Source organism: Bacillus sp. FSL W8-0645, from assembly GCF_038007905.1.
Taxonomy (GTDB): Bacteria; Bacillota; Bacilli; order Bacillales; family Bacillaceae; genus Bacillus; species Bacillus pumilus.
On record NZ_JBBOYC010000001.1, the window covers coordinates 3570556 to 3594582 of the forward strand.

General features: G+C 42.2%; 27 protein-coding genes. 11 read left to right on the forward strand and 16 right to left on the reverse strand.

The window, feature by feature from the left end; genetic code table 11:
* Nucleotides 1-69: 69 nt before the first annotated feature.
* Complete coding sequence (locus NST39_RS18530) at nt 70-1281, reverse strand: FtsW/RodA/SpoVE family cell cycle protein (protein ID WP_065097786.1); 1212 nt, start codon at nt 1279-1281, stop codon at nt 70-72.
* Between the two features lie 476 nt (nt 1282-1757).
* Here NST39_RS18530 and NST39_RS18535 point away from each other — a divergent pair, with 476 nt between their 5' ends.
* Nucleotides 1758-2024 (forward strand): spore morphogenesis/germination protein YwcE, encoded by a 267-nt coding sequence (locus NST39_RS18535; protein WP_003215279.1) that lies wholly within the window; start codon nt 1758-1760, stop codon nt 2022-2024.
* Between the two features lie 55 nt (nt 2025-2079).
* On the opposite strand, the gene qoxD is transcribed toward NST39_RS18535, so the two are convergent.
* The 8 genes from qoxD to NST39_RS18575 all read right to left on the reverse strand — a co-directional run bounded on the left by qoxD (nt 2080) and on the right by NST39_RS18575 (nt 11349).
* Nucleotides 2080-2460, reverse strand: a complete 381-nt coding sequence (qoxD, locus tag NST39_RS18540) for a cytochrome aa3 quinol oxidase subunit IV (protein WP_007497818.1) — start codon at nt 2458-2460, stop codon at nt 2080-2082.
* A gap of 1 nt (nt 2461) precedes the next feature.
* Complete coding sequence (gene qoxC / locus NST39_RS18545; RefSeq protein WP_034321973.1) at nt 2462-3079, reverse strand: cytochrome aa3 quinol oxidase subunit III; 618 nt, start codon at nt 3077-3079, stop codon at nt 2462-2464.
* Nucleotides 3079-5037 carry a cytochrome aa3 quinol oxidase subunit I gene (gene qoxB / locus NST39_RS18550; protein WP_268484307.1) on the reverse strand — a complete coding sequence of 653 codons (1959 nt, stop codon included), beginning with the start codon at nt 5035-5037 and terminating at the stop codon, nt 3079-3081. Before qoxB ends, qoxC begins: the two co-directional genes overlap by 1 nt.
* A 27-nt stretch (nt 5038-5064) precedes the next feature.
* Complete coding sequence (gene qoxA / locus NST39_RS18555; protein WP_106066372.1) at nt 5065-6021, reverse strand: cytochrome aa3 quinol oxidase subunit II; 957 nt, start codon at nt 6019-6021, stop codon at nt 5065-5067.
* 515 nt (nt 6022-6536) lie between these two features.
* A complete protein-coding gene (locus tag NST39_RS18560; protein ID WP_341029733.1) occupies nt 6537-7619 on the reverse strand; it encodes a M24 family metallopeptidase in 1083 nt (360 codons plus the stop codon).
* 4 nt (nt 7620-7623) lie between these two features.
* On the reverse strand, nt 7624-9144 hold the full coding sequence (gene galT, locus NST39_RS18565; protein ID WP_341029735.1) for a UDP-glucose--hexose-1-phosphate uridylyltransferase: 1521 nt from the start codon (nt 9142-9144) through the stop codon (nt 7624-7626).
* A 34-nt stretch (nt 9145-9178) separates the two neighbouring features.
* Nucleotides 9179-10171, reverse strand: a complete 993-nt coding sequence (gene galE, locus NST39_RS18570) for a UDP-glucose 4-epimerase GalE (protein WP_341029737.1) — start codon at nt 10169-10171, stop codon at nt 9179-9181.
* Nucleotides 10171-11349 carry a galactokinase gene (locus tag NST39_RS18575; RefSeq protein ID WP_445662388.1) on the reverse strand — a complete coding sequence of 393 codons (1179 nt, stop codon included), beginning with the start codon at nt 11347-11349 and terminating at the stop codon, nt 10171-10173. The genes galE and NST39_RS18575 overlap by 1 nt, the downstream gene beginning before the upstream one ends.
* Nucleotides 11350-11531: 182 nt before the next feature.
* Here NST39_RS18575 and NST39_RS18580 point away from each other — a divergent pair, with 182 nt between their 5' ends.
* Complete coding sequence (locus NST39_RS18580; protein WP_003214606.1) at nt 11532-12377, forward strand: AraC family transcriptional regulator; 846 nt, start codon at nt 11532-11534, stop codon at nt 12375-12377.
* A 35-nt stretch (nt 12378-12412) separates the two neighbouring features.
* Here the strand turns inward: NST39_RS18580 and NST39_RS18585 are convergent, their stop codons facing one another.
* Both NST39_RS18585 and NST39_RS18590 read right to left on the reverse strand, forming a co-directional pair.
* Nucleotides 12413-12670, reverse strand: a complete 258-nt coding sequence (locus tag NST39_RS18585; protein ID WP_003215318.1) for a hypothetical protein — start codon at nt 12668-12670, stop codon at nt 12413-12415.
* A gap of 27 nt (nt 12671-12697) precedes the next feature.
* Nucleotides 12698-13081, reverse strand: coding sequence for a GtrA family protein (locus NST39_RS18590; RefSeq protein ID WP_034620336.1), 384 nt, complete (start codon nt 13079-13081; stop codon nt 12698-12700).
* Nucleotides 13082-13537: 456 nt separating this feature from the next.
* Here NST39_RS18590 and NST39_RS18595 point away from each other — a divergent pair, with 456 nt between their 5' ends.
* The 6 genes from NST39_RS18595 (at nt 13538) to NST39_RS18620 (ending at nt 17961) form a co-directional block, all read left to right on the forward strand.
* Nucleotides 13538-13678: an anti-repressor SinI family protein gene (locus NST39_RS18595; protein ID WP_003215413.1), complete on the forward strand. Its 141-nt coding sequence runs from the start codon at nt 13538-13540 to the stop codon at nt 13676-13678.
* Nucleotides 13679-13976: 298 nt separating this feature from the next.
* Nucleotides 13977-14666 (forward strand): class I SAM-dependent methyltransferase, encoded by a 690-nt coding sequence (locus NST39_RS18600; RefSeq protein WP_341029743.1) that lies wholly within the window; start codon nt 13977-13979, stop codon nt 14664-14666.
* On the forward strand, nt 14659-15327 hold the full coding sequence (locus NST39_RS18605) for a glycosyltransferase family protein (protein ID WP_106066017.1): 669 nt from the start codon (nt 14659-14661) through the stop codon (nt 15325-15327). Before NST39_RS18600 ends, NST39_RS18605 begins: the two co-directional genes overlap by 8 nt.
* 107 nt (nt 15328-15434) lie before the next feature.
* Nucleotides 15435-15749, forward strand: a complete 315-nt coding sequence (locus NST39_RS18610) for a DUF485 domain-containing protein (RefSeq protein WP_111911721.1) — start codon at nt 15435-15437, stop codon at nt 15747-15749.
* Nucleotides 15746-17287, forward strand: coding sequence for a solute symporter family protein (locus NST39_RS18615; RefSeq protein ID WP_003214799.1), 1542 nt, complete (start codon nt 15746-15748; stop codon nt 17285-17287). Before NST39_RS18610 ends, NST39_RS18615 begins: the two co-directional genes overlap by 4 nt.
* A 335-nt stretch (nt 17288-17622) precedes the next feature.
* The gene (locus NST39_RS18620) at nt 17623-17961 is read left to right on the forward strand and encodes a DUF4288 domain-containing protein (protein WP_106066974.1); all 339 of its coding nucleotides are present in this window, start codon (nt 17623-17625) and stop codon (nt 17959-17961) included.
* A 213-nt stretch (nt 17962-18174) separates the two neighbouring features.
* Here NST39_RS18620 and NST39_RS18625 read toward each other — a convergent pair whose 3' ends face one another.
* The 4 genes from NST39_RS18625 to cidR all read right to left on the reverse strand — a co-directional run bounded on the left by NST39_RS18625 (nt 18175) and on the right by cidR (nt 21068).
* Nucleotides 18175-18549, reverse strand: coding sequence for a nuclear transport factor 2 family protein (locus NST39_RS18625; protein WP_113767864.1), 375 nt, complete (start codon nt 18547-18549; stop codon nt 18175-18177).
* Between the two features lie 134 nt (nt 18550-18683).
* Entirely contained in the window at nt 18684-19352 is a 669-nt protein-coding gene (thiE, locus tag NST39_RS18630) for a thiamine phosphate synthase (RefSeq protein ID WP_341029751.1), read from the reverse strand.
* Nucleotides 19339-20163 carry a hydroxyethylthiazole kinase gene (gene thiM, locus NST39_RS18635; RefSeq protein ID WP_341029757.1) on the reverse strand — a complete coding sequence of 275 codons (825 nt, stop codon included), beginning with the start codon at nt 20161-20163 and terminating at the stop codon, nt 19339-19341. The genes thiE and thiM overlap by 14 nt, the downstream gene beginning before the upstream one ends.
* A gap of 17 nt (nt 20164-20180) precedes the next feature.
* Nucleotides 20181-21068, reverse strand: coding sequence for a cidABC operon transcriptional activator CidR (cidR, locus tag NST39_RS18640; RefSeq protein WP_003214744.1), 888 nt, complete (start codon nt 21066-21068; stop codon nt 20181-20183).
* Nucleotides 21069-21233: 165 nt separating this feature from the next.
* Here cidR and NST39_RS18645 point away from each other — a divergent pair, with 165 nt between their 5' ends.
* Together NST39_RS18645 and NST39_RS18650 are read left to right on the forward strand one after the other, a co-directional pair.
* Complete coding sequence (locus NST39_RS18645; protein WP_341029760.1) at nt 21234-21617, forward strand: CidA/LrgA family holin-like protein; 384 nt, start codon at nt 21234-21236, stop codon at nt 21615-21617.
* Nucleotides 21611-22291 (forward strand): CidB/LrgB family autolysis modulator, encoded by a 681-nt coding sequence (locus NST39_RS18650; protein ID WP_044140267.1) that lies wholly within the window; start codon nt 21611-21613, stop codon nt 22289-22291. Before NST39_RS18645 ends, NST39_RS18650 begins: the two co-directional genes overlap by 7 nt.
* Before the next feature lie 38 nt (nt 22292-22329).
* Here the strand turns inward: NST39_RS18650 and NST39_RS18655 are convergent, their stop codons facing one another.
* Complete coding sequence (locus tag NST39_RS18655; protein WP_341029764.1) at nt 22330-23511, reverse strand: class I SAM-dependent rRNA methyltransferase; 1182 nt, start codon at nt 23509-23511, stop codon at nt 22330-22332.
* Between the two features lie 118 nt (nt 23512-23629).
* On the opposite strand from NST39_RS18655, the gene NST39_RS18660 reads away from it, so the two are divergent.
* Complete coding sequence (locus tag NST39_RS18660) at nt 23630-24013, forward strand: VOC family protein (RefSeq protein WP_012011694.1); 384 nt, start codon at nt 23630-23632, stop codon at nt 24011-24013.
* Nucleotides 24014-24027: the final 14 nt, after the last annotated feature.

The following is a 24027-nucleotide window of genomic DNA, read 5'->3' on the forward strand; positions in this document are numbered from 1 at the left end:
ATATGGCTTTTCAAAAATTAAAACTCGAATGAAAAAAGACAGTCTATGCTTAGACTGCCCTTACCCGTTTTATTTAAATAAATAACTTTGGTATTTCGTTAATTGAACACTTGCATTATAAGCAATTCCGAATCCAATGAGAACAGATAAAACAGAGCTTCCTCCGAAGCTGATAAATAGGAGCGGAATCCCTGTTACAGGCATTACGCCTATGTTCATTCCAATGTTCTGGAACGTATGGATCACAATAAGTGCTGTATATCCTACACAAAAGAATGACGCAAATCGGCTATAAGGATGGATACGATCAATCAGCACGACAAGCCGGTAGATCAAGAAGAAGAACATAATCACAACAAACGCACAGCCAATAAAACCAAAGGCTTCTCCTATAATGGAGAAAATCATATCTGTTTGTGCTTCTGGGACATAGACTTTTAAGTTTTTAACCCCATTCCCAAAAATCTGTCCAGCTCCAATAGCCATAATGGCCTGGTCTACTTGATATTTATCAGACCCAGACGCATCCTGAGTCTGCGCTTGGTTGGCTGACGTAGAACTATCAGGCAGCCAAGCGGTAATCCGGTTAATCTGATACTGCTGAATGCCGATTGTTTTCGCAACATCAGGGAAGAGAATGATCACGGCTAACACAGCGGCAACTAAAAGAACAACCACAGAACCGATGAGAGAAATCAGCTTCCAATTGACCCCTGATAAAAACACCATTACAACGACAATAAACATACAGACAGCTGCCGTACCTGCATCCTGTAAGAAAATCAGTCCAACTGGAACAGCTGCTACACCGGCAATTTTTAATAGTAGGAAGATATCGTCTTCTAATGTCCGTTTTCCTCTAGGGCTTGACTTGCCGATGACAGATGCAAGCATCATAATCAAACCAATTTTCATGAACTCTGAAGGCTGAAGTGTTCCAACCCCTGGTATCACAAACCAGCTTTTTGCACCATTTTTAATTGGAGCAAAATCATGACTTCCAATTTTTGCAGGAGCAACTTTCAGAAAAAGTAACAACAGTATGCCGCCTATAAAAATATAGAGACTGAGCTTCTCTAATTGCTCCAAGTCAAAGTAATTTATGGCTACAATAAATATGACCCCGACCATGTAGTAAATGATCTGTCTGGTCCATGCATTAGATCCATATTGCCCAAATTGACCCGCAGCATAAATTGCAATGACACTGATGGCAAAGAAGGCTAAAAATATAAAAATTAAATCCCCTTGATAGTACGGAGATGTATTCTGCTTGTTCATGAACTAACCACCCTTATTACAAAACATAAAAGCCCTTATTTATATTAGATTGAATTTTTCACAAAAGCAACTCACCTTAAATATGACGGAAGATACATCCGAAAGGTTCCAACCATTTTTCAAAAAATGAAATACTTTTCATCCTAACAATAGGAAAAAATCCCTCTATACTCTTACCATTCAACCGATCATGAGTCCTTTAAAAAGATTATTTTACAGATATTAAGGGGAAAATTCAATGACCTATGTGGCGATATGACAAGCAATTATTAAGCCAGCATAAGCTGTACGGAGTGAAAAGGAAAAAGCCACTTTCTACGGAATAAGGCCCATTTTCCAATTATTGAGTTTACTTCAAAGTCAATTGTGGTATAATACTTGTAACAAAATGTTCACAATTTCTCCTAAAAACAGACACAATTGCATCCTGACCTCTCATTTGAATTGAACATCAACTTACAAAGGAGTTGGATACGATGGATATGTTCTTTGCGTACCTATGTATTGCAACGGCTACACCCCTGTTTTTATGGCTTGAAAACAGAAAAATTGCACTAGCTTCTATTCCACCCATTATGATTATGTGGATTTTCTTCGGTCTTTACATGACAAGCAGTTTATCTCCAGCAGGACATACCTTCATGATCGCATTCTTTGCCATTAATGTCATTTTGGCACACATTGCAGCGTTCCTCATTTATGGACTTCCATTCATTCGCAAAAGATTCAGCAGCACCAGATAAATAACACAACATCATGATAAAAACCACTCACCTTTGAGAGATGAGTGGTTTTTTATTATTTCTCTGAATGCTCAGATTGCTTTGGCGCAGAAGGTGAATAACCGTCTTTGCTGTTCTCTCCGTGGCTGTAGTGAGCCGCAAAGATCCAAACAGATCCGATAACGAAGATAATCGCACAAAACAGACCAAACAATGTATTTCCGACTTGAACAGTTCCGTTCTCGCTTTCTGTCATGTGCATAAACATGAATAGCTGCAAGAACGCTTGAATGAAGGCAAAACCAAAGATAATCCATAGTTTTGCAGAACTGCCAATTTCAGCTCCAATGGCAATCCAGAATGCTAAGATGGTTAGCACGATGGATAGGATGAAGCCAACTACGTGTTTCCAAGGGAAGTGTTCGTGCTCTGCTGAGGAATGTGTTTTTCCAGCCATATCACAAAAGCCCCCCTAATCCGATCAAGTAAACAGCTGTGAAGATAAAAATCCATACAACATCAAGGAAATGCCAGTATAGACTTGAGATAAAAATCTTCGATGCTGTTTGTGGAGTTAATCCACGTTTTTTAATTTGGAACAAGACCCCGGTAATCCAGAAGATACCGATGGATACGTGTAATCCGTGAGTTCCTAAGAGTACAAAGAATGCAGACCAATACGCACTTGTATGAATGCTCGCACCCTCATGTACATAATGGAAGAACTCGTAAATCTCAAATCCAACGAAGCCTGCACCTAGAAGCAGTGTGAGGATCGTCCAAATGACAACCCCTTTTGTACTTCCACGGCGCATTTCATGAACGGCAATCCCGCATGTAAATGAACTAACCAATAGCAGGAATGTCATGATCAATACAAGCTTCATATCAAACAGCTCAGCTGGTAAAACGCCGCCAGCTGTTCTGCCATGAAGAACAAAGTAGGTCGCAAAAAGTGTTGAGAATAACACGATTTCCGCGCCAAGGAATATCCAGAAACCAAGGATGTTTAAACGTCCCGTTTCAGACTGATATTCAAGCGGTGCATTTGCATAGCTGCTATCATTATGTCCCATTACTTCTGCGCCTCCTTATTCTTTTTCTCTGTTTCAATCACTTCTTCAACAGGAATATAGTAGCCATCGTCATATTCAAATGAGCGTAAAATCATTGTTGCGAATACACCGATTAAGCCAATAATGCCAATCCAGTACCATTCAAATACAAGACCGAATGCACCAAGTCCGAAGAATGCAGACATGATAAGTGGTCTGCCTGAATTGTGCGGCATGTGAATTTTCTTGAATTCTTTTTCAGGATGAACGTCTACATTGTTTTGCTTCCAATGATGGAATGCATCTGGTGTTGTCACTTCTGGAAGTGCTGCAAAGTTATAATGCGGCGGAATTGCAGAAGATGTCGCCCAGTCAAGAGTACGTCCCTCTCCCCAGCTGTCTCCAGACACTTCACGTTTCGCGTGTCTCCAGCTGTAGTAAATGTTGTAGCAAAGGATGATGAATCCGACACCCATCATAAATGCACCAATTGTTGAAATAAAGTTTAGTGCAGTCCAGCCATCTTCTGGTCCATACGTATAAATACGTCTTGGCATTCCTTGCAGTCCTAAGAAGTACTGCGGGAAGAAACAGATGTTAAATCCGATCATGAATACCCAGAAGAACCATTTGCCTATTCTTTCGTTTAACTTGTAACCAAACATTTTTGGATACCAGAAAACAAGACCAGCAAAACATGCAAATACAGTACCTGCGATTAATACATAGTGGAAGTGGGATACAAGGAAGTACGTGTTATGGTACTGGTAATCCGCAGCTGCCATCGCAAGCATAACCCCAGTGACACCACCGATAACAAAGTTCGGGATGAAACCAAGTGCCCAAAGCATTGGTGAAGTAAAGCTGATACGGCCTCGATACATTGTAAAGAGCCAGTTAAAGATTTTCACACCTGTTGGTACAGAAATTGCCATTGTTGTAATCGAGAAGAATGAGTTAACCGCTGCACTGTTCCCCATTGTAAAGAAGTGGTGAACCCACACAAGGAAACTAAGAACAGAGATTGCCACAATCGATACAACCATCGCTTTGTAACCAAACAACTGTTTTCTTGAGAACGTCGCAAAGATTTCTGAGAAAATACCGAAAGCCGGCAGGATCACGATATATACCTCAGGATGTCCCCAAATCCAGAAAAGGTTCGCCCAAAGCATTGGCATACCGCCTGCTTCGAGTGTAAAGAATGCAGAACCGAATAAACGATCAAATGTCATAAGTGCTAAAGCAACTGTTAGTACAGGGAATGCGAATACGATGATGACAGACGTGATCAACGTTGTCCATGTAAACATTGGCATACGCATAAGCGTCATACCTTTTGTACGCATTTTTAAAATGGTCACCATGAAGTTAATACCAGTCATAAGTGTACCAATACCTGCAATTTGGAGCCCGAGCAAGTAATAGTTCTGTCCAGGTCCTGGTGAGAAATCATTTCCGGCGAGCGGCATGTAACTCGTCCAGCCTGCACTTGGTGATCCTCCAATGACGAAGGAAATGTTGAACAGCATCGCTCCGACCATAAATGTCCAGAAGCTCAGGTTGTTCAAATAAGGGAATGCAACGTCACGTGCACCAATTTGAAGAGGTACAACGACGTTGATTAAACCAATTAAAAATGGCATCGCCATGAATAGAATCATGATCGTACCATGCGTTGTGAAAATTTCATTATAGTGGTTGGAATCCAAAAACGTATTATTAGGAAGCGCCAGCTGTGCGCGCATCATCAGTCCGTCTACCCCACCGCGGAAGAACATAATCACAGCAGCAAGGATATACATAATCCCAAGCTTTTTATGATCAACTGATGTTAGCCATTCTTTCCAGAGCCATTTCCACTTTTTAAAGTAGGTTAAAACAAACACGATAGCAATGGAAGTAAGAGCGATAGATATTTGCGCACCAAGAATTAATGGGTCTCCAGTTACAAAAAACTCATCCCATTTCAAATGCATAACGGCCTCCTCCTTTCCTTAGTCAGTTTATTCATTATCTAGTTTTCTTTTATAGTTCTTCACATTCTCGAAAGGATCTGTTTTGGAATGCGGAGAAACTGATTTGTAACCTAAACGTTTGCGTGCTTGGAGTGCGTATTCAGAATCCTCTCCATGCTTCGCAAAGGATAAATGTGTTGATGAGAATGTCTGCACATCTGCAGCATCAGGAAGCATCAAGTAGTCATACGTTTTCTTCGTTAACTTTGGTGCTTCTTTTTTCGTTTTGCTTACCCATTTATCATAGTCAGACTGCGTCATCGCATTGACTTTGAATTTTTGCTGAGCAAAGCCCTCGCCTGTGAAGTTGGCGTTTCTTCCTTCATATGTGCCAACTTGATCAGCTTGAAGATATTGTTCCATCTCCATTCCAGCCATCGCATACTTCTCCCCGCCTAGCTGAGGAATCCATAGTGATGCCATTGTATCAGCAGAAGTGATTTTGAATAAAACCGGCTGATCTTTTGGAATGTTTAAGTAGTTCACTGTCTCAATATTTTCCTCTGGATAGCTAAAGATCCATTTCCAATCAACAGCTGTAGCATAAACGACAAGAGGATCTTTATGGCTTGTTGCTTGAGGTGCCTCTTCCAAAGAGTAAATTGTTTTTACAGTTGGAACTGAAAGGGCAGCAACGATTAATATTGGGATCACTGTCCAGACAACTTCTAGAAGCGTGTTCCCGTGTATTTCTGGGTTATAAGAGGCGTTTCCAACGTCCTTACGCTCGCGGTATTTAACCAAAATGATGGTAAACAGTACAAATACCGCACCAACGATAAAGAGCATGAATCCGATGGATAAAAGGATTAAGTCTTTTTGTTGTGCTGCGACAGGTCCTTTAGGATCTAAAACAGCGATATTGCTGCAACCTCCTAATACAAAAACACTCACGAGCATCGCTAATAAAAGCATAGGTTTAATGGCTCTGAACAAGAAGATCACCATCCTTCCTTAGATAATGTATAAATTGCTGAATAATTGTGAAAAGCCATCTGCCTTCGAAAACTTTTCTTCCCTTTGTAATGCTATCAAAATCTGTTACAGTTAGCTTCCCTTTTTTCAAAAGTTCATTTATTTTTCAACAGATTTCTATTAAAATGTCATAAATTCGACATAAATTTATATTATTGCACACACAATAAATTTCTAGGATTTTGAAAAGTTGAGAGTTGAAGGCAAAGGACAAACAATCAAGAACTTTGTCAAATTTAGGTTTACCACAATAAAAAAGTTTGGTCAAATTTCAATTTAACTTAATTAAATTTTATCTAGGTAAACAATTTTGAAATAGGTATCCCTACATTTAACAAAAACCTTACTCATTTTAACGCAAGTTCACAAGAAAAGAAAGTATCGATCCTCTGTGTATACGCTGTAAGAATTGGTAATGATGCTGAATTAGTGGAATCTCACTAAAGACTTCCAGCAAAAAACCGGCTCACGCCGGCACTCTGCATTTATTCATCTCTCACTAAGATGTCAGGTCGTCTATAGATCTTCCCTTCATGTTCAATGTCCATGTACGTCCACTTGCCTGTATACGTTAAAAATCGGTTGCCCTCTTTTTCTACAACAATCGTATCCTCTGATTTCAGTCCAGGCAATGAAGGGTTCCATGTAAACACTTGATGAAGCTGAATTTCTTCCTTCGATGAGGGAACAGCAATGATTTCCCTAGATACAAATCCCGTCTTTCCCCCTTGATGAAGCTTTTTCCAGCTATCAGGGAAGCCCTCTTTTTCGTACTGAGCAATACCTGCTTTCAGAACATCTCCTAATGTTCCCCCAGGACGTGTGGCGGCATTCATGACCGTGTCAATTCGTGCTAGACGCTCTTTATTCTCTTCAAGCTCCTTCGGAAGCTGACCAAAGTAAACAGACCTTGTGACATTCGCAACGAGCCCGTGCCGCTCCGCGCAGAGAACAACAAGTGCGTGCTTTTGAAGAGCTTTATCTGTTGGAATCGGGTGACGGTATTGATGGATCCGGTCATCCGTTGCCACAAGCAGGACTTCTATCGTCATCCCTTGTGTAATGGCTCTTTGAGCAACAAGCGAAGCAATCTCGTGCTCGGTCTGCCCTGGAACAATTTCTTGACAGACACTTTCTACAATGACCGCTGTTTCATGACACAGTGTTTCATATTGTCTGAGCTGTGAGGCGGTTAGGATCGAGCGAACATGCGACAAATCCGGTTCGATCCATTCGAATCCATCCATTTGAATGTCCGTCCCAATTCGTTTACCTTTTGTGAGTTCATGTATGTATGGGGTCTCATCCTCATACCAATCCATTGTGACCACTTGAAGCGGATGATCGACGTACGCCATTTCCTCTTCAATGATCCGCTTTTCTTCCATTTGATTCACAATGAGGACGAGGTCGTCTTTTAAGACGAGCAGCTGGCACACGCCCTCTGGCGTATTTAACACAATATGATTCCTTCTTCCGCCTGTCAGCCAGGAGAAGTTATTTCGCTTTTGAATCAAAACACCATCAAGCTGCTTTTCTTCCATTAGTTCTCTTACTTGTTCAATCATCTAATCACCTGCCTGTTTGAAGTGTTTGAATAAAACGGTTAAAAGCTGTTTTCCCTTGCTCAGTTCTTTTAAACACACCTGCCTGCGAGAGAATTCGAGAAAAAATAAAGCCAATTTCTTTTTGTAAAATGGTTTCGGTATTGTCCTCTGTAAAGGTGTTCTCTTCAAGCAGCCGCTTCGCCCAAGCCTCGTGCTTCATGATAGCAGGACGGGCTTTGATTTCTTCAAGTGGACTTTCAGATAGCAAAGCCTCTTTTAATTGGCTTATTTCCTCTGCTAATCTACCAGGAAGCACAGCAAGGCCCATGACTTCAATTAATCCGATATTCTCTTTTTTAATATGGTGGACTTCTTCGTGCGGATGGAAAATGCCGTCCGGGTGCTGCTTGTTTGTCCGGTTATTACGAAGCACTAAATCTAATTCATAGTCATCCCCGTGGCGCCTCGCAATAGGTGTAATGGTGTTGTGAGGTGTCTCTCCTGTATGAGCGATGACCCCCACCACTTCATCTGAATACAGTTTCCACTCATGTAAGATAAAGTCTGCTGCGTCTGCGAGCGACTTCCGCTCATTACTTCGAAGGCGGATCACAGACATCGGCCATTTCACAATGCCAGCTCGCACATTTGGAAAGGCTTTGAGAGAAAAGACTTCTTCCATCTCTGCTTTCGCCATCGGAAATTCATGCGAACCGCCTTGAAAATGGTCATGACTTAATATACTGCCTCCGACAATCGGAAGGTCGGCGTTCGATCCAATGAAATAGTGCGGGTATATAGATATGAAGGAAAGCAGTCGTTCAAAGGTCTTTTTGGTGATGCTCATTGGCTCATGTTTGCCTTTGAACACTATACAGTGCTCGTTGTAATACACATAAGGTGAAAATTGCAGAAACCACGATTCATCTGAGAGTGTCACAGGAATAATCCGGTGATTCTGTCTCGCTGGATGGTTGATCCGCCCCTCGAACCCAACGTTTTCTTTACAAAGGAGACAAAGAGGGTATTGCTTTTGACTGAGCTTCTTCGCTTCAGCGATGGCTTTAGGGTCCTTTTCTGGCTTTGATAGATTAATGGTGATCTCCAGCACGCCATCGTCTGTTGGTGTAAACCACTGTACATTTTTGGCGACCCTGCCTGTATGAATGTAGTGGGCATGCTGCTGCATCTCATAGAACCAGCTCGTAGCTGCCTTCGGTCCCTCTTGCTTGCGTCTCTCTTCAAACTTCGCATAGATAACACTTGGAGGAGCCACCAAGCAGCCCATGATTTTCGCATCTAGTAAATCACGATACGTATCCGTCCCTTCAGGAATAAGTCCTGTTTCTACTGCCCAATCGAGCATCGGCATTAAGATGTTTTCAAGGTCTTCTTCTCCTGAGACTGTTCTTGCTTCCGCTTCATCGAGCCTGAGTACCTCAAGCAGTCGATTTCTCGTATATTCGATATCTAGTGATGTCATCAGCTCTTTATTGATCCCATATTGAATCAGCTGTTCCAGCTTTTCAAAAATATCAATCGCCATTCCCTCTGTCCCCTCTCTTGCCTGCCTTTACGTTTTATTCACTTTGGTAGCCATCTGGATGCTTCTGAAACCAATCCCACGCACTCTGAATGATCGTGTGAAGGTCAGCATATTGAGGTGTCCATCCCAATTCTTGCAGTGCTTTTTCAGAAGAAGCAATCAGCTTTGCTGGATCTCCCGCGCGTCTTTTTGCTACTTGTGCCGGGATGGTATGCCCCGTGACTTTTCTAACAGCTTCTACGACCTGCTTCACGGAGAACCCTGTTCCATTCCCTAAGTTGTAGGTCGCACTGCCTTTTCCAGCACGCAGCCGGTCAACAGCTAAGATGTGTGCCTCTACTAAATCCATCACATGAATGTAATCCCTAATACACGTGCCATCCTCTGTCTCATAATCATCACCATAAATCATCATTTGATCCCGTTTTCCTAAAGCAACTTGCAGAATAATTGGAATGAGATGCGTCTCAGGCTGATGATCCTCTCCGACAAGTCCTTCTGTATGGGCACCAGCTACATTAAAGTAGCGAAATACCACGTACTCTATTCCATACGCTTGCTCAGACCACTTCAGCATTTTTTCAATCGCTAGTTTCGTTTCTCCATAAGGATTCGTTGGGTTCGTTTCATCCGTTTCAACGATCGGTACCCGCTTCGGTTCACCGTATGCAGCAGCAGTTGAAGAAAAGACGATGTGTTTCACATCAAATTCATTCATGACATGTAGTAAAGCAGTTGCTCCGCCGACGTTGTTGTCATAATACTTGAGCGGATCTGTCACACTTTCCCCGACGAGTGAATCTGCCGCAAAGTGCATGACCGCTTCTATTTGATGCGATTTGAACACCTGTCTTAAAAAGGCGTGATCTCGTAAATCACCCTCCTCTAAGACAGCTCCTTCCAAAACAGCTTCTTTATGACCTGTCTGCAAATTATCAACTACCACCACTTGTTCGCCTTTAGCTAAAAGAGCCGCTACCGCATGACTGCCAATGAACCCTGCTCCTCCGCAAACTAAAATTGTCATCACATTTCCTCCTTCGTTAATTCTCTTGCGCCGCCTCCAATTCCAGCTGTGTAAAAAGAGGCTTGAATGCCCGTTTTTTCCTGATAAATCGCACCTGTTTCTTCTATAAATGAGTCCAGCAGCTCTTCTTTCACAATGCTGATCGTGCAGCCACCAAAGCCTGCACCTGTCATACGAGAGCCTATCGTCCCAGGATGAAGCCAAGCAGCTTCAGCAAGTGCATCTAGTTCAAGTCCAGTCACTTCATAATCATTCTTTAAAGAAAGGTGAGAGGCCTTCATGAGAGCACCTAGTTCTTCCATTTTATCATCTTTCAGAAAATTTACTGCTTTCATGGTCCGCTCGTTTTCCGTCACCACATGTCTTGCCCGTTTACGGCACGTGTCCTCTATAATCAAGTGGGCATGCTGTGCAAATTTTTCCGCAGTGAGCTCACATAAATGCGCAATGTCGATTTCTTTTCTAAGGTCGTTTAAAGCAGATTGACACTCTGACCGGCGTTCATTGTATTTGGAGTCAGCCAGCGCCCGCTTTTTGTTTGTATTCGCAATCACAAGCGCTAGCCCCTCTTGCCGAAACGGACTATATTCAAAGGCAAGGGTGTCACAATTGAGCAAAATGGCGTGATCTTCTTTTCCAAGGGCAATCGAAAACTGATCCATGATCCCGCAATTGACACCAATAAATTCATTCTCTGCACGCTGTGAAAGAAGGGCAAGACGGACATTTGAAACGCTGAATGAATACCATTCATTGATGAGAACAGCGGTGACAAGCTCTATGGAGGCAGAGGAAGACAGACCTGCGCCATTTGGAATATTGCCGCTGTACACAATGTCAAAGCCTTCTTCTATCTTCATTCCTGCTTCTATAAACTGTTTGAACACACCCTTCGGATAATTTGCCCAGCCGTCCGATTCTACGTAAGCGATTTCAAAAAGATTGAATTCTTTCACACCATCACGATCAAAGTTCAAGGAATACATTCTCACGCGGCCATCTGACCGCTTTGCACAAGCAGCATACGTCCCGAGAGTAAGCGCGCATGGAAACACATGTCCTCCATTGTAATCTGTATGTTCACCAATCAAGTTCACTCTTCCTGGGGCAAAAAAATAGCGAAGTTCTTCTCTATCTCCAAATTGCTGGTGAAATGCCGCGCGTAACGTATCGATCATATCCATTCCCCTTTTCTCTTCTGATACTTTTTATTTTAGTTGTCCCAGCAGCATCAGTTCAATGGTAAAAAAATCGTTAAAAAATACCCTTTTTTTGCTGTGAATGGTACGATGTGATATGAGGTGTAACATGATTCTAAATAGAAAAAGGTTGTTTTTTGCTGTGAAGGAGGGTTTCCAATTTGAAGAAAGAAGCATTTGCATTTCGTTTTCACCATTCTGATGTGACATTGCCAGCACAAATCTGGTCTGTTGGCTGGGAAGTTCAATCTTCTTCGTTATATAGCTGGAATGGCGTGGAGCGGAAGGATCAGGGCAAGTGCATCTTTCAGCTCACACTGTCTGGACATGGCATGATTGAAATCGGAGAGAAACGTTTCAAAGTATTGCCGGGTCAGGCCTTTCTCGTGAAAAGCCCAAGTGCCTACCAATATTATTTTCCAGAAGACAGTGAGCATTGGGAATTTCTCTATTTAACGCTTTACGGGGAAGCCTGCGATCTTTGCTTTGACCAATTTATTGACCAAGGAAAGCAGGTCATGCGTTTTCATCCGAATTCCAGACCGATCCGCCTGCTCAAGACCATTTATGATGAAGCCAGTGAAAGACGGATTACCAATCCATTTGAGGGGTCTAGCCTTGCTTATCAATTTGTCATGGAACTGTATTCATATTTGCCAAAGCTTGAGGGACAAATGGAGAAATGGCCCGAGCCCATCGTTCAAGCGGCCTTGTTTGCCAGCCATCATTTTCACGAGGAAATTGGCCCGGACGATATGGCAGCTGCGGCACGTTTATCCAAAAGTCATTTTACGAGGGAATTCAAAAAGGCCACTGGCTTCACACCTATTCACTATCTAACCAATATTCGGTTAGAAAAGGCGGAAACGTTACTGAAAACAACAAAATACTCGATTGAAGAAATCGCCATACAGTGCGGCTACAGAAATGCGAATTACTTGAATAAAGTCTTTCGAAAGAAAATCGGCATGTCTCCAAAGCAACTGCGGGAAACAAGCGATGCATAATAAAAAGCAGCCGCTTTCACAATTGGCTGCTTCTTTTACGCTTTCGTCAGGTCAACATGAATTCTCCCTTGTCTTAAAACAATGGTCATTTGCGTGTCAGGTGTCATTAAGTTTTCCAAAATGTCCGTTGCTGTTTGAAGCGCAATGTCCATTCGGTTGATCTTTTCCTTTTCTTGTTCCGAAAACGCTTCTGGATGTGCGGTCATTTCTTTGACTAGCCTCAGCACTTGTTCATGCTGCTTTTCTGTTTGTTGATATATGACATCATATAATTCGTCTGGCCTGCTGCTCATTTCACATCACCTATCTTTTTTCATGTGTTAAATCGCATCTTCTTTTGTTTTCTTGAAGACGAACCATTTACTGGCGACATAATTCACGACCACAATCACAAAGTTGACAAGAATTTTTGCGACAGTTTCATTGAGCGCCATTTGGGTCACAAATAAAATCATCAGCCCTAGATCTACACCTAGAGACATGAGACGAACACTAAAAAATGAAGAAAGCTCACGCATAAGGCTTTTCGTATCACGAGCCTTTTGCTTGAAGACATACTTCTTATTGGTGATATAAGCAAAGAGAACAGCAAATACCCATGAAACAACTGTAGCTGTTTTATAATCCATGGAAAACATCTCAACGAATAAGTAGAAGCTGACTATGTTGACAATGGTTGTACACACACCCATCACAAGATACATGACAACTTCTTGATACTTTTGAAAAAGGCTATACATGTCTTTCTTCATTCCTTCTTGGTGGTTTCTGTTTCTTTTAGAATACCATCTTGAGAAGAACTTCCCAAACGAACAATATGTACGTCCTGCACAGATGAAATTTGTTCTACTCGATGGCAAATGTCAACCTAATTGGTTTATATAAGCCAAATGATTTAGGTCTTTTTCATTATTTTAATTTATAATCTTTTAACTGACTTTACAATTGTTTATTATTAGAAGTAAGAAATCAATATTTATGGGTTTTTTAGTCATTTTTTTAGGAACGTGGTAGGTGATAGATTTTACAAAATAGGTTAAATGTCATCATTTTTCGACAAAATCTATTTTGCGCTGTTTTCATCCACACGTACAGTTACTAGACGGTTTGTTCAAGTCATTGGTTGCAGATGAATATGTCTTATTGAACTGGAGGATATTATGGATACGCAAGTGAAAAGAAGAGTTGACGAAGAGTGGGTTTATTTGATTCAGGAAGCGAAAAAAATTGGACTAGCCATCGAAGAAATACAAGCTTTTTTAACATCCAACGGTGATCAGAAGATGATAAACAAACCGTAAATCAACGCCGTTATCCTTTGTCTTTCAGACTGCTTTGGCTAAAAGTTCTGACTTGTCAATTGACCTTTTAAAAATCCTTTCATGACGATACGCTACAGTAGAACACCCCTTCATACCAATCCCTTCCACTCATGGGGTTCTGTCTTTCTATATTAGGAGGACAGTCCGTTTCCCGTTCTTTATATGATCCCTTTTTAGCCACCATTCATAAAAATTGTTCTTCTCTCGTTATAAAACCAAGCTCCCCACCCATATATTAAGTATGAAAACAATGAGAAAGCAGAAAGGTGGGTAGAGCGTGAGTTCAGATTCCCTTTCCTATTATCACCAAAAAAAGGATCAGTATTATCATGGCGTGAACCCGGTCATTGTCAGCCGTATTCGTGAGGAATGGACGTCTTTATTGGATATCGGATGCGGCACAGGCAAGCTTGGAAAAGTCCTGAAACAAAAGGGCCGGACCATTTATGGAATTGAATCGTTTGAGAATGCAGCAAAAGAGGCTGAGCAAGAGCTAGATCATGTGCTATGCGGAAATATTGAACAGATGACGCTCCCTTACGAACAGGAACAATTTGACTGCATTATATTCGGAGATGTCCTTGAACATTTATTGGACCCATGGGCCGTTTTAAAGAAGGTCAAACCTTTCCTTAAAAAAGAAGGAGCCATCCTGTCATCCATTCCGAATATCGGTCACATATCAACCGTTTTAGAATTATTAGCCGGCAGATTCACTTATACAGATGCAGGATTAATGGATCAAACTCATTTACGTTTCTTCACTCTTCATGAAATTCATGCACTCTTTCATTCAGCAGGCTTTCGTATTCGCGAACTCGAAACCATTCGCGTACAGCATCCTTCCTATGAGAGCGTAATGATTGATTTACATGAAATACTCATGAAGCATGGCATTCGTTCAGATTTTCATGAGGCCGCTACCGCCTATCAGTATGTGGTTGAGGCGGTTCAGCTTCATGAGTAACCCCACCATCCTGTTTGTTTTATGTGTAAATGATGAGGCCATGTTTCAGGCTTGCTTTCGGCAGCTCGCTTCACTTCCTGCTCCCCATGGATATCATGTGGAGGTTCTGCCAATTAGACATGCATCCAGTATGACCTCTGCTTATAATGAAGCCATCACTCATCCAGCTCAGTTTAAAATTTATCTTCATCAAGATACCTTGATTGTCAAACAGCATATGCTGCTTGAGTTGATCCCGCTTTTTTTACAGCATCCATCACTTGGGATGATTGGGGTCATAGGTGCAGAAAGCGTGCCTGACAATGGGATTTGGTGGGAGAGTTCTGATTGCAGGGGGAAAGTCATTGAATATCGTCACGACACCTATCAGCTGCTTTCGTTTGAAAGTGGTCGTCAACAGGCAGAAGCGCAAGATTATATGAACGCTTCGGCGATTGATGGTCTTTTCATGGCGACGCAATATGATGTGAAGTGGCGTGAGGACCTCTTTGATGGCTTTCATTTTTATGATGTTTCGCAGTCCTTTGAATTCGTCCAGCAGGGCTATGAGGTTGGCATTGCGAGGCAAGAAGAGCCTTGGTGCATCCACAAATGCGGAGATCATTTTGATGCGGAAGCGTATGAAAAAGCGAGACAAACATTTCTTGCAAATTATCGGTAGAAAGCACCCTTTTCGGGTGCCTTTTTTATGATATACTGTCATAAACAACCAGATCGTCTCATATGCATTGGAGTACCTTGTCCCTAATTCGTACAAAGGAGGAAACAATGGCAGACAAAAAAGTTCATTATAAGAAGGTTGCCGCTTCAGAGGATTTTCGAAAACTTCTCGAGGAAAAACGCAGATTTATCGTACCGATGACGATTTTCTTTTTTCTCTTTTACTTTTCACTTCCGGTTGCTACATCCTACTTCACCTTTTTGAACAAGCCGGCAATTGGCGCGATCTCATGGGCTTGGTTATTCGCCCTCACACAATTTGTGATGACTTGGGTATTATGTGGACTTTATGCGAGAAAAGCAGCTCAGTTTGACAAATATGTAAGCGCTTTAAAAGTTGAATCGAGAGGTGATGGCGAATGAGCATGACCGCTTTTATTTTATTCATAGCGATCGTAGGGCTCACATTGGTCATCACATATTTTGCTGCGAAGAAAACGAGCAATGCGAGCGATTTTTACACAGCAGGTGGAGGTCTGACTGGATTTCAAAACGGACTTGCCATCGCTGGGGACTATATGTCTGCCGCATCATTTTTAGGAATCGCTGGAATGATCGCGTTAAATGGATTTGATGGCTTTTTCTATAGCATTGGCTTTCTAGTAGCGTATCTTGTCGTACTTTACGTTGTAGCCGAACCGCTTCGAAATCTAGGGAAATATACGATGGCCGATATGATTGCTGCACGATTTAAGCGTCCTGCCATTCGAGGAGTTGCTGCGTTTAACACAATCACAGTCTCTACTTTTTATATGATTGCACAGCTTGTTGGGGCAGGTGCATTAATCAAGCTGCTTCTTGGCATTGATTACTGGATTGCGGTACTGATCGTCGGTGTCTTGATGACCATTTATGTCGTGTTTGGTGGCATGATCGCAACCAGCTGGGTACAGATTACAAAGGCTGTACTTCTCATGCTTGGGACACTGATTATTTCACTGCTTGTATTTGCAAAGTTTGATTTTAGCCTGCTGAAGATGTTTGAGGAGATGAAAACAGCGACCCCGCTCGGTGGGGCATTTCTTCACCCGGGAAATAAATATGATGTGCCTTTAGAGACCCTGTCTTTGAACCTTGCTCTAGTGCTTGGGACAGCAGGTTTGCCGCACATTTTGATCCGGTTTTATACGGTGAAGGATGCCATTTCTGCACGTAAATCTGTTCTATCCGCTACGTGGATCATCGGTATTTTTTATCTAATGACAGTTTTCCTTGGCTTCGGTGCTGCTGCCTTTGTTGGAACAGAAGCGATCACAGCAGCAGATGCAGCAGGAAATATGGCCGCTCCACTGCTTGCCCAAGCCCTTGGAGGAGATTTGTTATTTGCCTTTGTTTCCGCTATTGCCTTTGCGACCATTTTGGCAGTGGTAACTGGTCTCGTCCTATCCGCCGCGTCTGCCTTTGCGCATGACTTTTATAGTCAGATCATCCGCAAAGGGAAAGCGAGTGAACGGGAACAGGTAAAAGCGGCACGCTTTGCTTCCATCGGCGTGGCCATTCTTTCTATCATTCTCGCATTATTTGCCCAATCGTTAAACGTTGCTTTCCTTGTGTCACTTGCCTTCGCAGTGGCAGCAAGTGCAAATTTACCATTGATTATCTTCACTGTCTTTTGGAAACGATTTAATTCTACAGGTGCCATTGCAGGGAGCTTAGTAGGACTGCTGAGCGCACTGATTATCGTCTCGCTCAGCCCAAGCGTCTGGGACCCATCGGGAGCAGCCATCTTTACAGGAGACCCGCTCATCCCGCTGTCGAACCCTGGAATTATCTCGATCCCGCTCGGATTCCTTGCCGCTTACTTAGGCACGATCTTCTCCTCTGAAAAAGCAGATGAAGACACCTTTACGGAAATACAAGTAAAGGCACATACAGGGATGCATATGGATACTGATTCTTAAGGAAAAGCCGGCTAATGAGCCGGCTTTTTTTGTGTTCTTCTTTTCCTTAGTAAGGTATAAATTGACCCTTCAACTTATTTTTATACTTTTCTAACCTGGCCAATTTTCTACACGTGATAAGAGAGCATAAGGTGACGATGATCAACAAAATTTCATGCACTTCTCCTCTATTATCAATCACTTTCTTCATGCTTATCCCCCCGTTATAGATCTATTTCTCCTACACCACATCACTCATATGTTATCATGATATACACATACTGGAAATCAATTCACACGTTGAGGAACTCATATTTGTACAATGAAAAAGCTGCAAGAAAGAAGTGACATTACTGATGCGTCAGATATATTCTGCCAAGTTATTATTTGAATCCATCTCATCACCAAGCAGTATGCCCGATAAAATATTTGAAGAACGGATCATTTTGGTGCGTGCAAAAAACCATCGTAAAGTAAAAGATATCATCCAAAAGAGCTTTCTAGAAGAAACCTTTGATAATGCGGCAGGTGGACAAACGACCAAAAAATTAGCAGCTATATTAGATGTCTTTGAGCTTGTAGATGACTTAGATCAAGAACCACTGCATTTAAGTGAAGTGTACAGCCGCCACCTTATTTTTGATAAAGAAACTTCGGTGAAAGAAGCCATCGAGGCTTATTCTTTAGACAAATAAAAGAAGCCGGCAGGTGAGCCGGCTTTCAGATTGTTGACAAAGGGCTAAAATGATCTTGATTTTAGCCCTTTGTCTTCTTTTCAGCGTGATAGAAAACCTTTGCATTCTAGGAAGGACGAGCACCGGAACAGAGCGAATTTGACATTCGTGAGTACCGGCGCGCAGGACTGACACCGAATGCGAGGGTTTGTCTACACGCTGGAAGCCGGCTTTTTAATAGCGCTGAAATAACTCTGGATTTTTCGGAACGTTTTCTAAATAAACGATTTTTCCTTTGTCGTCCAGTTCTGCAATATCAATTCCTTCTGCTGTATAAACACGGCCATCCGAAAGTTTCCCGCAAACGGCCCAGTTCGTTTCATACTTTCCGTCTTCTCTTTTTTTCCATCCATCCCACATATGCTTGATGTCTTCATGCACGTGGAAAAATGTGTTTAAAAACTGTGTAAACGCATGGATCCCAGGCTTCTCTGCACCATTTAAGACAATCATGACATCGTCAGAAAACAATGCGAGCAATTCATCCATTTGTTCTTGCCCTTTTCCAGCTTCATCGTAGCGGCGAAAATACGTATCGAGCACTTCCATTGTTCATTCTCCTTTATTTACCTGTCATTTCGACAATAATCGAACAATTTGATTGTACACAATTGTTTCACACCTGTCTATTTTCCCCGAAATCAGAAAAGACATGAATTGAGTCAATCCATGTCTCCTCCAGATTAAAGAGATACTTTTTTTGATGCAACAAGTGCTTTCAATTCTTCTGCTGCTTTTTTAGGATCAGCGCTCTGGCTAATGGCGCTGATGATGCTAATACCATCTGCCCCTGCTTGTATGACTGGTGCTGCATTGCCATATGTGATGCCCCCGATGCCAACAATCGGAATATGAAGACCATGATGACGCACTTCCGTGATCAATGATACTCCTTGGACACTGCGTGTATCCTTTTTCGTTTCTGTTGGATAAACTGGGCCCATGCCGACATAATCTGCGCCGTCCTTCATGGCTTGTTTTACTTCCTCTAGGTTATGCGTAGACACACCTAATATTTTATTCCCTATTTTTTGTCTGACGTCTACTGCATTTGTATCTTCCTGGCCAACATGAACGCCATCTGCATCAAGATCTATCGCTAGCTGCACATCATCATTTACAATAAACGGAACATTCGCTTCTTGGCAAAGTACTTGAAGTTGGCGAGCCAATTGTTTCTTCTCTTCTCCTTGCAAGGCTCCCTCACCCTTTTCTCGAAATTGAAACATGGTGATCCCGCCTTGAATCGCCTCTTTCAAAACATCAAGCGGTTGCCGGCTTGTATTCGCTGTTCCCATAATAAAATAAACCGATAATTGCTGTTTGATTTGCTGTTGATCATCCTTTGTCATGTGACATTCCCCCTATTTTCCCTCGCGTTAACACATCATCGCCAGTTGTGTGTGTGAGTGCATTGAGCAATTCCATTTGAAACGTACCTGGCCCTTTATTCTGGGTGTACTGAGCTGTCTTTTCAGCTGCGACACCATAAAACAATAGAGCAGCTGCCGACGCGTGAAGCGGCCTTTCACCTACTGCACAAAATGCCCCGATGACAGACGTCAGTAAACAGCCGGTTCCCGTCACCTTGGTGAGCCATTCATGTCCATTATGAATAGACAACACGTCCTCTCCATTTGAAACTACATCGACTTCCCCTGTGATCACCACAACTGTCTGAAGTGTCTTCGCTGCTTGTTTGACTAGTGCCGATACATCTCCGTTCGCTGCTTTCGCATCCACGCCTTTTGACTCCCAGCCATCCACTTCAAGTAAATGAGCAATTTCTGCAGCGTTCCCTCTGACAACTGTCATGTTCACTTGCTCTAACAGCTGTTTTGCCGCTTTCATTCGAAACGCTGTCGCACCAACGCCGACAGGATCTAATAGAACAGGTATCCCTTTTTTATTGGCAGATTGTCCAGCCAGAATCATGGCCTCCGCCGTCTCCTTGGTCAGTGTGCCAATATTCAGCACAAGCGCATCGGCTAATTGCGCCATTTCAGCCACTTCTTCTTTGGCATTTGCCATGACTGGCGAAGCGCCTAAAGCAAGCAGACCATTCGCTGTAAAGTTAGTCACGACTTGGTTGGTGATATTATGGACGAGTGGATTTTCCGCTCGAACCTTTTCCAATAAATGAGATGCGTCACTTGTTTTCATCCATATCATCCTTCCTTTTACTCTGCTCCCCACACATAGGATTTCGTATGCTTTAACCATTCTCTTGCCGCAAACGACAAATAGCGATCCTTTCGCCAAATGACTCCTAAATGCCACGGGATCGACGTGTTTAAGGAAATGACTTTCACCTTTTCAGGATCAAGATCACGGCAGATCCGCTCAGGCAGAAGGCCAATCCCCAAGTTCTCGGCTACCATCTCACTAATGAAATCCCATTGAGACGTTTCATAAATGACATTGGGCCGGAAGCCCGCATTCATACATTCATTCAATATCCGGCTATGCAGAACAAAGTCTTCTCGAAAGAAAATAAAGGACTCTTCCTTTAAATCAGCTAAATCAACCTTATCTCGACCTGCCATCGGATGTGATGGATGCGTCACGAGCTTCATGTCCTCTTTAATAATGGTGTACGTATGAAAGATTTTATCATTTGCAGGCAGAACAATGACACCAATATCTAACGAACCATCTTCGACCCCTTCCTCTACTTTAATAGAGCCGTGCTCCACCAATTGAAATGTGACATCTGGATACTGCTGGCGGAATTCTCCCATGACATTCGGGAAAAAACTCGATCCAATCATCGGCGGCAGCCCGATGCGAATATGTCCCTTTTTAACATTCATTAAATCATTTAGCTCGCTCGTTAAATTTTGAAATGATTGTGTGATTTCACTCGCCTGGGTATACATCGTTTGTCCAGCATCTGTCATTTCAACCTGTCTGCCATTCCGATAAAACAACTGCACCCCCAGCTCATCCTCGAGATTTTTGACCATCTTGGAAATGGTAGGCTGCGACACATAAAGAGATTGTGATGCTTTTGTGAAGCTTTTTAACCTCGCCACTTCTAAGAAATATGTTAAATGTCTAATGTCCACATGACTCACCCTTCCTATAGACAAAAGGAATAATAATTATTCGATATATGTATTTTACCTATAACTGAACGTGCTGTACACTTTAAAGTAAGCTAATCAATTGGAACGTTGTCATGTTTTTGTGAAACAGTGAACAATTTATATAGAAAAAGGAGTGAACAGAAAGTGAAATTGCTCAAAACGCTGCTGATTGCTGTCCTTCAGATTATGGCTTTGTTTGTTTTTGCGAAATTGATGAATGTGCTCGCGGCCTTTTTGCATTTAAGAATACCGGGTACGATTTTAGGCATTCTGGTCATTTTCTTATTACTTCATTTTAAAATTATTCAGTTGAAATGGATTGAACTTGGTGCCGTATGGCTGCTCGGCGAACTGCTGCTATTCTTTATCCCATCGGCCGTTGGTGTCATTGATTATGGAACATTGCTTTCTCAATCTGGTACAAGTATTGTCCTTGTCGTCTTACTGAGTACCTTTGTCGTCATGCTCTCGACTGGTATCATGACGCAAATGATTGCGAAAAGAAAGGAGCGAAAAAAGCTATGTTAGTTGGCGCACTATTTCTGATCTTAACAGTTCTTTTATATCTCGGATCAAAAGCGGTGTATAAACGACATCCGAAGGTCTATGTATCCCCCTTACTTGTGACACCGCTTGTCCTTGTCGTCTTTCTGTTAATCGTCAATATTCCTTACGACGCATACAATCAAGGCGGGAAATGGCTCACGAATATGCTTCAGCCTGCGACGGTTGCTTTCGCCATTCCCCTCTATAAGTATTTTCACATTCTGAAGAAGCATGCAGTGGAAATTATTTTGAATGTGGCTTGCGGTTCTGTCATTGCGATCCTATCAACGGCATTTATCGCCAAGTTGTTTCATTTGGATACAGGCCTTATTGAAAGTCTTGTCCCAAGGTCGGTCACAACACCAGTGGCGATGAGTGTGTCAGAAATGATTGGCGGGATGCCGTCCGTTACGGCAGTATTCGTCATTTTAACCGCACTGTTTGGGTCAATCATCGGTCCAATGATCATTCGTTATTTCCGTATTGATAATGACATTGCCATGGGCGTCCTGCTTGGTACAGGTGCACACGGGGCAGGAACATCGAAGGCATTTGAAATGAGCTCCGTCTCAGGGACGATCTCAAGTGTGTCGATGATTCTTTCAGCCATCATTACTTTATGTGCAGCGCCTATCCTCATGTCGTTTGCCTTATAAAAAAAGCCATTTCCCTTTATCGGAAAATGGCTTTTTTCTTATGCTTGTATGAAGACAACCTTTAAATAATTTCCTTCAGGATAATTCTTCGTCGTACGGAAATCCTCAGGCAGTGTATATTCTTCAAGGATACGGTAGGTTTGTCCTGATTCTTTAAAGGCCTGCGCAATAAATCCTTTGAATTTCTTCATACCAAATGCACTGCTATTCGTTGATGCCACAATGACGCCGTTCTCAGCTGTGATTTGGATGGCTTCTTTTAATAGCTTCTTATAATCCTTCGCCGCACTAAATGTGTGCTTTTTCGTGCGTGCAAAGGAAGGCGGGTCTAAGATGACAAGATCATAGGTCCATCCTTTTTTCGCAGCAAACGGAAAGTACTTAAAGACGTCCATGACTTTCATATCCTGCCCGTCCACATCTATATCGTTGACTTCAAACTGTTCAGATGTTTTTTTCAAACTGCGGTTTGCGACATCTACACTTGTCGTCCGGCTCGCTCCGCCAAGTGCTGCTGCTACGGAGAAAGCGCCTGTGTAAGAAAATGTATTGAGAACGGTCTTTCCTTTTGCATAACGATCTCGAATTGCTTTTCTCACATGACGTTGATCAAGAAAAATGCCTGTCATCGCACCATCATTTAAGTAAACCGCTATGTTCATGCCATTTTCTTTCACGATGAGAGGAAATTGACCTTTCTCCCCTTTTACAAAATCATCATCTTCTATATACTGTCCAGACGTATCAAATCGTTTCTTTTCATAAATGCCTTTATAGTCTGGATATACATGCTCAAGTGCAGCCAATACTTCCGCCTTGAATGTATACACTCCTTCGCTATACCACTGGATGAGATAGAAACCGTCATAATGATCAATCGTGAACCCGCCAATGCCATCTCCCTCTCCGTTGAACACACGGAAAGCAGTCGTCTGTGCATCACGAAATAAATGCGTTCTGCTTTTCTCTGCCTGCTCAAGCTTGGAGACAAAAAAGGCGTGGTCTATTTTTTCGTTAGCATCAAAAGTAAGTACCCAGCCGATCCCTTTATTTTGCACACCATAATATCCTTTTCCCAAAAAGGCGCCTCGCTCATCCACCCATTCAATCAGCTCGCCTTCTTTCATACCGTTTACATGCGATACAGCATCTTTGGAAATGAGCGGATATCCCTTTTTCACTTGTTCTGCAAATGTTTGTTTTAATGAGATTTTTTTCATTCGTGTCATCCTTATCCTAAATTGACTCTCTCTATCCTATCATATGAATGTATACGTTACTTCTATTATGATAAGATGAGGAGAAAAATATCAACACACCATAGAGGAGGCTCTTTTTTTGACGACATTACGATTAGATCATACAGGTATTATGGTTTCAAATATTGATACATCCATTGATTTTTATGAAAAGGTCGTGGGCATGAAATTAAAGGATCGCATCACTCATACTAACGGAGTCATTGAGCTTGCATTTCTCGGCTTTAAAGATGAGGCAGAAACGGAAATTGAGCTCATCCAAGGGTACAGCAGCGATCTGCCATCTGAAGGAAAGGTTCACCATCTTGCCTTTACAACTGACAATATTCATGCTGAATTCAATCGTATTCAAAAGCTGCAAATCGAATTAATTGATGAAGAAATTACGACGTTACCAAATGGATACTGCTACTTCTTTTTCAGAGGGCCAGACCAAGAATGGATCGAATTCTTCCAGCGCTAATATTTCCTAGGAAA

Excerpts from the sequence above, each read along its gene's own strand:
- NST39_RS18530 (WP_065097786.1), bottom strand. The coding sequence starts at position 1,281 with ATGAACAAGCAGAATACATCTCCGTACTATCAAGGGGATTTAATTTTT.
- NST39_RS18535 (WP_003215279.1), top strand. The coding sequence starts at position 1,758 with ATGGATATGTTCTTTGCGTACCTATGTATTGCAACGGCTACACCCCTG.
- qoxD (WP_007497818.1), bottom strand. The coding sequence starts at position 2,460 with ATGGCTGGAAAAACACATTCCTCAGCAGAGCACGAACACTTCCCTTGG.
- qoxC (WP_034321973.1), bottom strand. The coding sequence starts at position 3,079 with ATGGGACATAATGATAGCAGCTATGCAAATGCACCGCTTGAATATCAG.
- qoxB (WP_268484307.1), bottom strand. The coding sequence starts at position 5,037 with ATGCATTTGAAATGGGATGAGTTTTTTGTAACTGGAGACCCATTAATT.
- NST39_RS18560 (WP_341029733.1), bottom strand. The coding sequence starts at position 7,619 with ATGATTGAACAAGTAAGAGAACTAATGGAAGAAAAGCAGCTTGATGGT.
- galT (WP_341029735.1), bottom strand. The coding sequence starts at position 9,144 with ATGGCGATTGATATTTTTGAAAAGCTGGAACAGCTGATTCAATATGGG.
- galE (WP_341029737.1), bottom strand. The coding sequence starts at position 10,171 with ATGACAATTTTAGTTTGCGGAGGAGCAGGGTTCATTGGCAGTCATGCG.
- NST39_RS18575 (WP_445662388.1), bottom strand. The coding sequence starts at position 11,349 with ATGATCGATACGTTACGCGCGGCATTTCACCAGCAATTTGGAGATAGA.
- NST39_RS18585 (WP_003215318.1), bottom strand. The coding sequence starts at position 12,670 with ATGAGCAGCAGGCCAGACGAATTATATGATGTCATATATCAACAAACA.
- NST39_RS18590 (WP_034620336.1), bottom strand. The coding sequence starts at position 13,081 with ATGTATCTTGTGATGGGTGTGTGTACAACCATTGTCAACATAGTCAGC.
- NST39_RS18595 (WP_003215413.1), top strand. The coding sequence starts at position 13,538 with ATGGATACGCAAGTGAAAAGAAGAGTTGACGAAGAGTGGGTTTATTTG.
- NST39_RS18605 (WP_106066017.1), top strand. The coding sequence starts at position 14,659 with ATGAGTAACCCCACCATCCTGTTTGTTTTATGTGTAAATGATGAGGCC.
- NST39_RS18610 (WP_111911721.1), top strand. The coding sequence starts at position 15,435 with ATGGCAGACAAAAAAGTTCATTATAAGAAGGTTGCCGCTTCAGAGGAT.
- NST39_RS18615 (WP_003214799.1), top strand. The coding sequence starts at position 15,746 with ATGAGCATGACCGCTTTTATTTTATTCATAGCGATCGTAGGGCTCACA.
- NST39_RS18620 (WP_106066974.1), top strand. The coding sequence starts at position 17,623 with ATGCGTCAGATATATTCTGCCAAGTTATTATTTGAATCCATCTCATCA.
- NST39_RS18625 (WP_113767864.1), bottom strand. The coding sequence starts at position 18,549 with ATGGAAGTGCTCGATACGTATTTTCGCCGCTACGATGAAGCTGGAAAA.
- thiE (WP_341029751.1), bottom strand. The coding sequence starts at position 19,352 with ATGACAAAGGATGATCAACAGCAAATCAAACAGCAATTATCGGTTTAT.
- thiM (WP_341029757.1), bottom strand. The coding sequence starts at position 20,163 with ATGAAAACAAGTGACGCATCTCATTTATTGGAAAAGGTTCGAGCGGAA.
- NST39_RS18650 (WP_044140267.1), top strand. The coding sequence starts at position 21,611 with ATGTTAGTTGGCGCACTATTTCTGATCTTAACAGTTCTTTTATATCTC.
- NST39_RS18655 (WP_341029764.1), bottom strand. The coding sequence starts at position 23,511 with ATGAAAAAAATCTCATTAAAACAAACATTTGCAGAACAAGTGAAAAAG.